At 74.2% G+C, this 12,271-nt stretch carries 12 protein-coding genes and 1 tRNA gene; 12 read left to right on the top strand and 1 reads right to left on the bottom strand.

Features of this window, described 5'->3' with window-relative positions:
- Window positions 1–9: 9 nt before the first annotated feature.
- From rsmI to QSK52_RS12450, 9 genes are all read left to right on the top strand, one after another.
- On the top strand, window positions 10–864 hold the full coding sequence (gene rsmI / locus QSK52_RS12490; protein WP_285736055.1) for a 16S rRNA (cytidine(1402)-2'-O)-methyltransferase: 855 nt from the start codon (window positions 10–12) through the stop codon (window positions 862–864).
- Window positions 865–1,080: 216 nt separating this feature from the next.
- Complete coding sequence (locus tag QSK52_RS12485) at window positions 1,081–1,497, top strand: hypothetical protein (protein ID WP_285736054.1); 417 nt, start codon at window positions 1,081–1,083, stop codon at window positions 1,495–1,497.
- A gap of 83 nt (window positions 1,498–1,580) precedes the next feature.
- A complete protein-coding gene (metG, locus tag QSK52_RS12480; RefSeq protein WP_285736053.1) occupies window positions 1,581–3,182 on the top strand; it encodes a methionine--tRNA ligase in 1,602 nt (533 codons plus the stop codon).
- Entirely contained in the window at window positions 3,182–4,060 is an 879-nt protein-coding gene (locus QSK52_RS12475; RefSeq protein WP_285736052.1) for a TatD family hydrolase, read from the top strand. Before metG ends, QSK52_RS12475 begins: the two co-directional genes overlap by 1 nt.
- A gap of 63 nt (window positions 4,061–4,123) precedes the next feature.
- A complete protein-coding gene (locus tag QSK52_RS12470) occupies window positions 4,124–4,261 on the top strand; it encodes a hypothetical protein (RefSeq protein ID WP_285736051.1) in 138 nt (45 codons plus the stop codon).
- A gap of 16 nt (window positions 4,262–4,277) precedes the next feature.
- On the top strand, window positions 4,278–5,171 hold the full coding sequence (rsmA, locus tag QSK52_RS12465; protein WP_285736050.1) for a 16S rRNA (adenine(1518)-N(6)/adenine(1519)-N(6))-dimethyltransferase RsmA: 894 nt from the start codon (window positions 4,278–4,280) through the stop codon (window positions 5,169–5,171).
- 2 nt (window positions 5,172–5,173) lie between these two features.
- The gene (locus QSK52_RS12460) at window positions 5,174–6,109 is read left to right on the top strand and encodes a 4-(cytidine 5'-diphospho)-2-C-methyl-D-erythritol kinase (RefSeq protein WP_285736049.1); all 936 of its coding nucleotides are present in this window, start codon (window positions 5,174–5,176) and stop codon (window positions 6,107–6,109) included.
- Window positions 6,110–6,186: 77 nt separating this feature from the next.
- Window positions 6,187–7,173, top strand: a complete 987-nt coding sequence (locus QSK52_RS12455) for an aldo/keto reductase (protein WP_285736048.1) — start codon at window positions 6,187–6,189, stop codon at window positions 7,171–7,173.
- A 71-nt stretch (window positions 7,174–7,244) separates the two neighbouring features.
- Window positions 7,245–9,056 (top strand): ABC-F family ATP-binding cassette domain-containing protein, encoded by a 1,812-nt coding sequence (locus tag QSK52_RS12450; RefSeq protein WP_285736047.1) that lies wholly within the window; start codon window positions 7,245–7,247, stop codon window positions 9,054–9,056.
- A 16-nt stretch (window positions 9,057–9,072) separates the two neighbouring features.
- Here the strand turns inward: QSK52_RS12450 and QSK52_RS12445 are convergent, their stop codons facing one another.
- Window positions 9,073–10,980, bottom strand: a complete 1,908-nt coding sequence (locus QSK52_RS12445; RefSeq protein ID WP_285736046.1) for an FUSC family protein — start codon at window positions 10,978–10,980, stop codon at window positions 9,073–9,075.
- Between the two features lie 180 nt (window positions 10,981–11,160).
- Here QSK52_RS12445 and QSK52_RS12440 point away from each other — a divergent pair.
- The 3 genes from QSK52_RS12440 to QSK52_RS12430 all read left to right on the top strand — a co-directional run.
- A tRNA-Thr gene (locus tag QSK52_RS12440) sits at window positions 11,161–11,233 on the top strand.
- Window positions 11,234–11,379: 146 nt separating this feature from the next.
- Entirely contained in the window at window positions 11,380–12,039 is a 660-nt protein-coding gene (locus QSK52_RS12435) for a LuxR C-terminal-related transcriptional regulator (protein WP_285736045.1), read from the top strand.
- A gap of 129 nt (window positions 12,040–12,168) precedes the next feature.
- The coding region (locus QSK52_RS12430; protein ID WP_285736291.1) for an NAD-dependent epimerase/dehydratase family protein at window positions 12,169–12,271 on the top strand (103 nt) is incomplete at its 3' end.

Raw genomic sequence — 12,271 nt, 5'->3', positions numbered from 1 at the left:
TAGGGGAGGATGGTGTCCGTGACTGGTGTTCTCGTACTGGCAGGTACCCCCATCGGCGACGTCGAGGACGCGCCGCCCCGACTGCGCGCCGAACTCGCCGGGGCGGACGTCATCGCGGCCGAGGACACCCGGCGGCTGCGCCGGCTGACCCAGGCGCTCGGCGTGGTGCCGACCGGCCGGGTGGTGTCCTACTTCGAGGGCAACGAGGTGGCCCGCACCCCCGAGCTGGTGGCCGCGCTGCAGGACGGCTCCCGGGTGCTGCTGGTCACCGACGCCGGGATGCCCTCGGTCTCCGACCCCGGCTACCGGCTGGTGGACGCCGCCGTCACCGCCGGGATCAAGGTCACCGCGGTGCCCGGCCCGTCCGCGGTGCTGACCGCGCTGGCGCTGTCCGCGCTGCCGGTGGACCGGTTCGCCTTCGAGGGCTTCCTGCCGCGCAAGGCGGGCGACCGCTCCCGGCAGCTCGCCCAGGTCGCCGCCGAGCCGCGCACCATGGTCTTCTTCGAGGCCCCGCACCGGATCGCCGAGACGCTGGAGGCGATGGCCGCCGCGTTCGGCGCCGACCGCCCGGCCGCGGTCTGCCGGGAGCTGACCAAGACGTACGAGGAGGTCAAGCGCGGCCCGCTGGGCGAGCTGGCGGCCTGGGCGGCGGACGGCGTCCGGGGCGAGATCACCGTGGTGGTGGCCGGGGCCCCGCCCGCCGCGCCCGAGGAGGTCGGCCCGGCCGAGCTGGCCCGCCGGGTGGCCGTCCGGGAGGAGGCCGGGGAGCGCCGCAAGGAGGCCATCGCCGCGGTCGCCGCCGAGCTGGGGCTGCGCAAGTCGGTCGTGTTCGACGCGGTGGTGGCGGCCAAGCACGCGCCCTGAGCGACCCCGGATCATCCAGTGTGTCGATCGGTTTGTATGGCAATGGCCGGAATCGCGCGTACGTTGGAATGAGCACCCCAGCGGAGGGCCAATTCGGGACCAAGACTTGGCAAGCCGGGCATCGGACGGACCCTCCCGGGCATTCCCTGGGATGGAACGACCCGCACCCGGCCGGTGAGGACCGGGCGACGGGCTCCGAGCGAAGCGAGGTGGCGCATGAGCGACACGATCGACAGCCCCCGGAACGGCGGAGCACCCAGCGGCCTCGGCACGACCAGCCGTCCCGCCTCCGTGCAGACGGTCCACGAGGCGTACTCCTTCGCCTGCCTCAACTGCGGCTACGGCTGGGAGCAGGCGTACGACATCGAGCACCACACGGCCAGGGACGGCCACACCGTGGTCGAGTACACGGCGAACGGCGTCCGGGTCCCCTCCCCGCTGCGCGAGCTGGTCTGCCCCGGCTGCGGCGGCGAACGCGTCCGGATCATGCGGGCCGGGCGGGTGGCGGACATGGCCGCCGTCACCAGGAACGGGCCCGGCTACGCGCCCACCGCCGAACCCGAGGGCCCGCCGGAGCCCCCCGGACTGCGGGCCCGGCGCCGCTGGTTCGCCTGGCTGCACCGCACCGGCTGACCACCGGCCCCACCCGGCCGCCCCCGCCCGGGGCGGTCCGGGCGGTCGGGGCGGACGGGGCCGGGCCACTAGGATTCCGGGGTATGGCGGCCTTGGAAGACCACACCAGCACCGACGCGTACTACGTCACCACCCCGATCTACTACGTGAACGACCGGCCCCACCTGGGCCACGCGTACACCACCGTCGCGGGTGACGTGCTGACCCGCTGGCACCGCCAGCGCGGCGAGGACGTCTGGTACCTCACCGGCACCGACGAGCACGGCCAGAAGATCCTGCGCACCGCCGAGGCCAACGGCGTCACCCCGCAGCAGTGGTGCGACAAGCTGGTCGAGGAGGCGTGGAAGCCGCTCTGGGAGCACCTGCGGATCGCCAACGACGACTTCATCCGCACCACCCAGGCCCGGCACACCGACCGCGTCCAGGAGTTCGTCCAGGACCTGTACGACAAGGGCGAGATCTACCAGGGCAGCTACACCGGCCCGTACTGCGTCGGCTGCGAGGAGTACAAGCTCCCCGGCGAGCTGCTGCCCGGCGCCACCGAGGACGAGAAGCTCTGCCCCGTCCACAAGCGCCCCGTCGAGTGGCTGGAGGAGGAGAACTACTTCTTCCGGCTCTCCGCGTACGGCCCGAAGCTGCTGGAGTTCTACGCCGCCAACCCGGACTTCATCCAGCCCGCCTCCGCCCGCAACGAGGTGCTGCGCTTCGTCGAGCAGGACCTCAAGGACCTGTCGATCTCCCGCTCCACCTTCGACTGGGGCGTCCCGCTGCCCTGGGACGACAAGCACGTCCTGTACGTGTGGGTCGACGCCCTGCAGAACTACATCACCGCGGCCGGCTACGGCAGCGACCCCGAGCGCTTCGCCCGGCTCTGGCCCGCCTCCGTGCACCTGGTCGGCAAGGACATCCTGCGCTTCCACGCCGTCATCTGGCCCGCCATGCTGATGGCCGCCGGGCTGCCGCTGCCGCGCCGGGTCGTCGCCAACGGCTGGCTGATGGTCGGCGGCGAGAAGATGAGCAAGTCCAACCTCACCGGCATCGCGCCCACCGACCTGACCTCGCACTTCGGCGTCGACGCGTACCGGTACTACTTCCTGCGGGCCATCCCGTTCGGCACCGACGGGTCGTTCTCCTGGGAGGACTTCACCGCCCGCTACACCTCCGAACTCGCCAACGACTTCGGCAACCTGGCCTCCCGGGTCGCCGCGATGGTCGGCAAGTACTTCGACGGCGCGCTCCCCGCCGCGACCGACCACGGCCCCGCCGAACAGGCCGTCGCCGACGCGCTGGTCAGGGCCGCCGCCGAGGCCGACCGGAAGATCGGCGAGGAGCTGGACTTCGCGGGCGGCATCGCGGCCGTCTTCGAGTTCGTCAAGCTGGTCAACGGCTACCTGACCGAGCAGGAGCCCTGGAAGGTCGCCAAGTCCCCCGACGGGCGGGACCGGCTCGCCACCGTCCTGTACACCGCCGCCGAGGCGCTGCGGGCCACCGCCGTCCTGCTCAACCCGCTGATGCCGGACTCCGCCGCCAAGCTCTGGGCCTCCCTCGGTGCCGAGCCCGCCCTCGGCGCGCTCGCCGAGCAGCGGATCGCCACCGTCGCCGACTGGGGCCGACTGCCCGCCGGGGCCACCGTCACCAAGGGCGAGATCCTCTTCCCCCGCCTCGAAGAGAAGGCCGCCGTCTGATGGGCGCCAAGAAGGAGCAGGACCGCACCCCGCCGCCGCTGCCCGAGCCGCTCGCGGTGGCGGTCGCCGACTCGCACACCCACCTCGACATGCAGTCCGGCACCCCCGCCGAGGGGCTGGCCCGGGCCGCCTCGGTCGGCGTCACCACCGTCGTCCAGGTCGGCTGCGACGTGCCCGGCTCGCAGTGGGCCGCCGACCTCGCCGCCCAGTACGAGCAGGTGCACGCCGCCGTCGCCCTGCACCCCAACGAGGCGCCGCGGATCTTCCTCGGCGACCCCGACGGCTGGTCCGGGCAGCAGCGCGGGGCGGGCGGGCAGGAGGCGTTGGACGCGGCCCTCGCCGAGATCGACCGCCTCGCCGCCCTCCCGCACGTCCTCGCCGTCGGCGAGACCGGACTCGACTACTTCCGCACCGGCCCCGAGGGCGTCGACCTGCAGAAGGAGTCCTTCCGCCGCCACATCGAGATCGCCAAGCGCCACGGCAAGGCCCTGGTCATCCACGACCGCGACGCCCACCAGGACGTCATCGACCTGCTCCTCGAAGAGGGCGCACCCGAGCGCACCGTCTTCCACTGCTACTCCGGCGACGCCGCGATGGCCCGCACCTGCGCCGAGCACGGCTGGTACCTCTCCTTCGCCGGCCCCGTCACCTACAAGGCCAACCACGTCCTGCGCGAAGCCCTCACCGCCACCCCCCTCGACCGCGTCCTGGTCGAGACCGACGCCCCCTTCCTCACCCCCCACCCCTACCGCGGCCGCCCCAACGCCCCGTACCTGATCCCGGTCACGCTGCGCGCGATGGCCGACCACCTGGCACTGGGGGAGGACGAACTCGCCACGGCGATCGCCGCCAACACCGCCCGCGCCTTCGGCTACTGACCGCATCCCGGCGACGGGCGCGCCCTGGCCCCGGCCGTCGAGGTGGTCTCCCCCGGGTCGCGGGTGGCCGACCGGTTCACCAAACCCGGCCTGTACGCGGAGAAGGGCGTCCACCTCCCCGTCGCCGTGCACGAAGGGTCGCTCCGCACCGAGCTGCCGTTCCCCGTCGAGATCGATCTGAAGCGGCTCGTCAAGCGCTGACCCGTATCCTTGGCGGGTGAGCACCACCGAACCCACCTCCGACGGCCACCTGCTGGGAGCCGCCGACATCCGTGCGCTGGCCGAGGCGTTCGGCGTGAAGCCGACCAAGCAGCGCGGGCAGAACTTCGTCATCGACGGGAACACCGTGCGGCGGATCGTCCGGGCCGCGGAGGTGACGGACGAGGACGCGGTGGTCGAGGTCGGGCCGGGGCTCGGGTCGTTGACGCTGGCGCTGCTGGAGGTGGCGCGGCACGTCACGGCGGTGGAGATCGACCCGGTGCTGGCGCGGCACCTGCCGGACACCGTCCGGGCGCGGATGCCCGCGAAGGCGGCCGACTTCGACCTGGTGCTCAGCGACGCGATGGACGTCACCGAACTGCCCGGCCCGGCACCGACCGCGCTGGTCGCGAACCTGCCGTACAACGTCGCGGTGCCGGTGCTGCTGCACATGCTGGAGACCTTCCCCAGCATCGAGCGCACCCTGGTGATGGTGCAGAGCGAGGTCGCCGACCGGCTCGCCGCCAAGCCCGGCAACAAGGTGTACGGGGTGCCCTCCGTCAAGGCCAACTGGTACGCGGACGTGAAGCGCGCCGGGGCGATCGGGCGGAACGTGTTCTGGCCCGCGCCGAACGTCGACTCCGGCCTGGTCTCGCTGGTCCGCCGCGACCCGCCGTCCACCACCGCCACCCGCCGCGAGGTGTTCGCCGTCGTCGACGCCGCCTTCGCGCAGCGCCGCAAGACCCTGCGGGCCGCCCTGGCGGGCTGGGCCGGATCGCCCGCCGCCGCCGAGGAGGCCCTGCGGGGCGCCGGGATCGACCACACGCTGCGCGGCGAGATGCTCACCGTCGAGCAGTTCGCCGCGATCGCCGAGCACAAGCCCAAGGCCACCGAGGCAGCAGAGGAACACTGAACATGGTCACGGTCCGGGTCCCCGCCAAGGTCAACGTCCAGCTCGGCGTCGGCGGGGTCCGCCCCGACGGCTACCACGACCTGGCGAACGTCTTCTTCGCCGTCGCCCTCGGCGACCAGGTCACCGCCACCCCCGGCGAGGGCGTCACGCTCAGCTGCACCGGGCCCGACGCGGACGCCGTCCCGCTCGACGACGGCAACCTGGCCGCCCGCGCCGCCCGGCTGCTGGCCGCCCACCACGGCCTCGCCGACCCCGGCGTCCACCTGCACATCGACAAGGCCATCCCGGTCGCGGGCGGCATGGCGGGCGGCAGCGCGGACGGCGCCGCCGCCCTGCTCGCCTGCGACGCCCTGTGGGGCCTGGACACCCCGCAGTCCGTCCTGCTGGAGCTGGCCGCCGAACTCGGCTCCGACGTCCCGTTCGCGCTGCTCGGCGGCGTCGCCCTGGGCCGCGGCCGCGGCGAGCTGCTGGAGCCGCTGCCGGTGGCCGGGACGTTCCACTGGGTGTTCGCGGTCGCCGACGGCGGACTCTCCACCCCGGCCGTCTACCGCGAGTGCGACCGCCTGCGGGAAGAAGCCGGCCTCGGATCGTCCGCCGCCGACATCCCGGACCCCGACGCCGACCCCGCCCTGCTCGCCGCCCTCGCCGAGGGCGACCCCGTCGCGCTGGCCGCCGCCCTCGCCAACGACCTGCAGGCCGCCGCCGTCTCGCTGCGCCCCGCCCTCGCCGACACCCTGCGCGCGGGCACCGAGGCGGGCGCGCTGGCCGCCCTGGTCTCCGGCTCCGGCCCCACCTGTGCCTTCCTCGCCAAGGACGCCGACGCCGCCGCCCACGTCGCCGCCGCCCTGCGCGCCTCCGGCACCTGCCGCACCGCCCACGCCACCCACGGCCCCGTCCCGGGCGCGCAGGTGGTCCCGGTGGTCCACACCTCTGCTTGACCTGGAGCGCGCTCCGGGTTCCAGACTCTCTCCCGCGGCCCGCACCGGGCGGGCCGCGGAGAACGAGGGGAACCCGGATGCGCAAGCGCACCATCGGAACCGACCCGCGCACCCGCCGCGAGGTCAGCGTGCTCAGCCTCGGCGCGATGCTGTTCGGCACGCTCACCGACGAGGCCACCTCCTTCGCGGTGCTGGACCGCTACGTCGAGGCGGGCGGCACCTTCGTCGACACCTCCAACAACTACGCGTACTGGCAGGACGGCAGCCAGGGCGGCGCCAGCGAGGAGGTGCTCGGCCGGTGGCGGGCCAGCCGCGGCATCACCGACGAGGTGGTGATCGCCACCAAGCTCGGCGCCCGCCCGAAGGCCCCCGGCACCGGCTTCGTCGAGAACGGCGAGGGCCTGTCAGCGGAGGTCATCCGGGCGTCCTCGGAGGCCAGCCGCAAGCGCCTGGGCGTCGAGAGGCTCGACCTGCTGTACGCGCACGTCGAGGACCGGACGGTGCCGCTCGCCGAGACCGTGCACGCCTTCGGCGAACTGGTCAACGAGGGGACGGTCGGCCTGCTCGGCGTCTCCAACCACTGGTCCTGGCGGGTCGAGCGGGCCCGGAACATCGCCGCGCAGGCCGGACTGCCCGGCTACGAGGTGCTCCAGTACGGCCACACCTACCTGCGCCGCCGCGGCGACCTGCCCGGCCTGACCTGCGCGGACGGCGACCAGGCCGCCGTCCAGGGCGACCTGGTCACGTACCTCAAGGAGAGCCCCGAGCTCACCCTGGTCGCCTACTCCCCGCTGCTCGGCGGCGGCTACGTCCGGGAGGACAAGCCGCTCGGCCCGTCCTTCGACCACGCGGGCACCCCCGTCCGCCTCGCCGCCCTCGACGCGGTGGCGAAGCAGACCGGCGCCACCCGCAACCAGGTCGTGCTGGCCTGGCTGCTCGGCGGCGAGCTCCCGGTGATCCCGCTGGTGGGCGCCTCCTCGGTGGCCCAGCTGGACGAGAGCCTGGCCGCGCTCGACCTGGAACTGACCGACGAGCAGCGGGCGTTGCTGGACGGAGCCCGGTAGGACGGAAGCCGGGCCGCCCGCGGCACTAGGCTGGGGGCTCGTTACAGCCCCTTCCTCAGGAGTGCAGCTTCGTGGCCGTCAACCTCGCCACCATCGAGTCCGTCACCAAGGTGTACGGCACCAGGGCCCTGCTGGACGGGGTCAGCCTCGGCGTCAGCGAGGGCGACCGGATCGGTGTGGTGGGCCGCAACGGGGACGGCAAGACGACGCTGATCCGGATGCTCGCCAAGCTGGAGGAGCCGGACAGCGGGCGGATCACCCACTCCGGCGGCCTGCAGATGGCCGTGCTCACGCAGCACGACTCGCTGGACCCGAAGGCCACCATCCGGCACGAGGTGATCGCGGACCGGGCCGACCACGAGTGGCTGGGCGACGCCCGGATCCGCGACATCGTCCAGGGCCTGTTCGGCGGCCTGGACCTGCCGGGCTTCGCCGACGGCCTGGACACCGTGATCGGCCCGCTCTCCGGCGGCGAGCGCCGCCGCATCGCCCTCGCCAAGCTGCTGCTCGGCGAGCCCGACCTGATCGTGCTGGACGAGCCCACCAACCACCTCGACGTGGAGGGCATCGCCTGGCTGGCCAAGCACCTGCAGAACCGCCGCTCCGCGCTGGTCTGCGTCACCCACGACCGCTGGTTCCTGGACCAGGTCTGCACCCGGATGTGGGACGTCCAGCGCGGCGAGGTCCGCGAGTACGAGGGCGGCTACTCGGACTACGTGTTCGCCCGCGCCGAGCGCTCCCGGATCGAGGCCACCGAGGAGCAGAAGCGGCAGAACCTGGCCCGCAAGGAGCTGGCCTGGCTGCGCCGCGGCGCCCCCGCCCGCACCTCCAAGCCGCGCTACCGGATCGAGGCCGCCAACGCGCTGATCGCGGACGTGCCGGAGCCGCGCGACAAGTCCGAGCTGATGAAGTTCGCCAACGCCCGCCTCGGCCGCACCGTCTTCGACCTGGAGGACGTGACCGTCAAGGCGGGCGACAAGCTGCTGCTGGAGCGCCTCACCTGGCAGCTCGGCCCCGGCGACCGGATCGGCCTGCTGGGCGTCAACGGCGCGGGCAAGACCTCGCTGCTGCGGGCGATGCAGGCCGCGTACGCGACCGAGGGCGACGTGCAGCCGGCCGGCGGCGTGATCAAGGTCGGCAAGACCGTCCGCCTCGCGTACCTCTCGCAGGAGGTCGCCGAGCTGGACCCGAACACCCGCGTCCTGCAGGCCGTCGAGCAGGTCCGCGGCCGGGTCGACCTGGGCAAGGGCCGGGAGATGAGCGCCGGGCAGCTGTGCGAGCAGTTCGGCTTCGGCAAGGACAAGCAGTGGACGCCGGTCGGCGACCTCTCCGGCGGCGAGCGCCGCCGCCTGCAGCTGCTGCGCCTGCTGATGGACGAGCCCAACGTGCTCTTCCTCGACGAGCCCACCAACGACCTCGACATCGAGACCCTCAACCAGCTGGAGGACCTGCTCGACGGCTGGCCCGGCTCGATGGTCGTGATCAGCCACGACCGGTTCTTCATCGAGCGCACCACCGACACCGCGTACGCCCTGCTCGGCGACCGCCGGATGCGGATGCTGCCGGGCGGCGTCGACGAGTACCTGGAGCGCCGCACCGCGATGGCGGAGGCCGCCGCGGCCGCCGCCGCCGTGCAGGCCCCGGCCCCCGCGGCCGCCTCCGGCCTGTCGGCGGGCGACCTGCGGGCGGCGAAGAAGGAGATGCAGAAGCTGGAGCGGCAGATCGCCAAGCTGGACGAGCAGGAGTCCAAGCTGCACGCCCAACTGGCCGAGCACGCCGCCGACTTCTCCAAGGTCGCCGAGCTGGACGCGCAACTGCGCAAGGTCCGCGAGGACAAGGAGGAGCTGGAGATGTCCTGGCTGGAGCTGGCCGAGCAGGTCTGAGACCCGCGTCCGCGGCCTACCCGTCCAGCAGCAGGTCGAGCTCGTCCGCGGCCCGGGCCAGTGCGCTGCGCCCCGGGTCGTGCGGGCCGGTCGGCCGGGCGATCCGGCCGGTCGGCGGGTGGTGGGCGCGGGCCGCGCCGGTGAGCCGGTCCAGCGAGCGCAGCACCCGTTCGATCACCTCCGGTTCGGGCTGCCGCCCGCCGTACCGCAGTTGCGCGGCGTACGCGGCCACCGCCCCCGAGAGCCGCTCCAGCGCGGCGGTCGCGGGCACCCACTGCTCGGCGAGGCGCCCGGCGGGCGGCGGCTCGGCCAGGCCGAGGTCGACCTGCTGCCGGGCGTCGGCCAGCGCCCGGTACGCGGTGCGGCGCAGCCACACCTCGGCGACCGGCTCGACCCGGGCCACCGCCGCCAGGTAGCGGCGCAGGGCGTTCGCGGCGGTGACGATGCCCGGCTCGATCCGGTGCGGCGGCCGCTCCGGCCACAGCAGGTAGCCGAAGACCAGCACGATGGTGCTGGCCAGCGCGGTGTCCAGCACCCGCGGCCAGAACTCGGCCGCGCCGCTCTCCCCGCCGAGCTGCACCAGCAGCAGCGCCACCGGCGTCATCACGACGGTGTTCAGCCCGTAGTGCGCGGCCGTCGAGTACGGCAGCAGCGCCACGCACAGCGAGATCGCCAGGCTCAGCGCCCACGGGTCCGTGGTCAGCGCCAGCAGCACCGCGGTGACCGCGATGCCCAGCACGGTGCCCAGTGCCCGGCTCACCGCCCGCTGGAACACCGAGCCCAGGTCCGGCTTCAGCACGAACGCCACCGTCATCGGCACCCAGTAGCTGCGCTCCAGCGGAAGCAGGTTGACCGCCGTCTCGGCCACCGCCACGCACAGCGCCACCCGCAGCCCGTAGCGCACCGAGCCGCGCGACAGCAGCCGCACCCGCAGCCGCCACGGGTCCGGCGGCGGCGGGGCGGCGGTGTCCAGCGGCGCCCAGCGGCCCGCCACCGTGTCGGCGGCGGCCCGCAGCGCCGTGTCGAAGGCCGTCCGGGAGGGCGTGTCGGGCCGCCAGTCGGGGTACGCGGGCTCCGGGCCGCCGGTGATCTGCTCGGCCAGCCGGGCCGGGAACGCTGCCAGCTCCGGCGGCACCGGCCGCCACGCCCACAGCAGCCCGGCCGCCGCCTCGGTGGCGCCCAGCGCGGCCTCGTACGAGCGGCGCAGCCGGTGCAGCCGCTCCGGCTCGCGGCGGCCCGGGCGGGGCGGCGGCAGCAGGTCCTGCATCTGGTTGAGCCGGCCGGTCAGCAGGCGGCGGGCGGCCGCGCCGTCCGGGGTGCCGAGGGCGGCCAGCAGGCCGCCGAGCGCCAGGTACACCTCGGCCAGCGCCCGGGTGCGCGGATCGGTGCGGACGTCGGTGCGGTAGCGCACCCCCATCAGCAGCACCAGCGCCGCCCCGCACGGCAGCATCGCGGGCGCCGCCCACCACGGGTGCGGCAGCGCCATCCCGCCGCCCAGCGAGGCCGACACCAGCAGCAGCATCCCGGCCGCCGACCCGCGCGGCCCGGTCGCCGACAGCGCCCCGCCCGCGAACCCCACCAGGGTCAGCGCCACCCCGATCTCCAGGCCGCCCGCGCCCCGGTGCTGCAGCTCCGCCCCGATCAGCATCCCGGTCGTGGACGCGGCCAGCGCCAGCGCGATCCGCGGCGCCCGCAGCCGCAACGGCTCCACCCGGTCGTTCATCGTCGCGTGCATCGCCCCCAGCGCCGCGAACACCCCCAGCGCCAGCCGCCCGCACACCAGCCCCACGCCCAGCGGCACCGCCATCCCCACCGCCGCCCGCACCACCAGCACCCGCGGCACCACCGGCCGGTTCGGCCGCAGGGCCAGCGCCCACCAGGCGGAGGGCTCACCGGAAGCACGGCTGCGGCCGGGGGCTGACACAGGATCACGCGCCTTCGCTGCACGGGAGTTCGCGGCTGCTGGGCGACATTGCACGGCAGATCGGGTCTTCTCGGGCAGTTTAGCCCTCCGACCTGGCCGAAGCCGATTTCCCAAGCGGTCGGCGGAGCATGTAATGTCTTCCTCGTCGCAAGGGGGACCGCGAGGTTCCCGGAGCAACAAGCCCCTATAGCTCAGTCGGTAGAGCGTCTCCATGGTAAGGAGAAGGTCTGCGGTTCGATTCCGCATGGGGGCTCAGGAACGCGAAGGCCCCGCCGTGAGGCGGGGCCTTTCGCGTTCCCCTTCGCGTTTCCGGGGGCCCGCCCGGGGATGTCCTCTGGCGGGCGGGGCGATTGTGCGCTGTGATGGTGCGTCTGTCTGGGCCGGGAGTGGAGGGGCGGGATGAGCGCACGGCTCGTGGTGGCGGACGACCACCGGTTGATGGCCGAGGCGCTGGGGGCCGCCCTGCAGCAGCGCGGGCACCGGGTGCTGGGGATCGGGTCGCCGTGCGGGGCCGTCCTGGAGCTGGTGGCGGGACGGCGGCCGGAGGTGTGCCTGCTGGGGGTGGGGGACGGGGCGGAGGACCCGTTCGAGCCGTTGCGGCGGTTGCGGCGGGAGCGGCCGGAGATCGCGGTGGTGGTGCTGGGGCCGCTGGGGGCGCCGGGACGGGTCGCGGCGGCGTTCGCGGCGGGGGCGGCCGGGTACGTGCGCAGCGACGAGCGGATCGACGTGGTGGACCGGGCGATCGCGCGGGTCCGGGCGGGGGAGGTGGCGGTCGCGGTGGACGTGCTGCGGGCCGCGTTCGAGCACCTGCTGTGGCCGGTGGCGGAGCCGGACGACGAGGCGCTGCGGCTGCTGCGGCTGCTGACCCGGCGGGAGGTGCAGGTGCTGGCCCGGATCGCGGACGGGGAGGACACCGCGGCGATCGCCGCCGCGATGCGGATCGCGCCGTCGACGGCCCGCACGCACGTCCAGCGGGTGCTGACCAAGCTCGGGGCCCGCTCCCGGCTGGAGGCGGCCGCGCTGGCGGCCCGGACCGGCCTGCTGGACCAACTGGCCTGATCTCCGACGGAGTTGGCGTCACGGATCGCCTCGTGGGCGGCCGTGCGGGCCGGGAGGGGCGCTCCGGGGTCCGGGCGGTTGCCATATGCTCCGGGCGAGGAGTACCCGAACGTCGTGGAGGTCGAGGGCATGAGCAAGTACCTGGTCACGGGTGGAGCCGGCTACGTGGGCAGTGTGGTGGCGGCGCACCTGTTGGAGGCGGGGCACCAGGTGACCGTGCTGGACGACCTGT

The organism is Kitasatospora phosalacinea, from assembly GCF_030268885.1.
Lineage (GTDB): Bacteria > Actinomycetota > Actinomycetes > Streptomycetales > Streptomycetaceae > Kitasatospora > Kitasatospora phosalacinea_C.
This window is presented reverse-complemented; position numbering and strand designations above follow the sequence as displayed.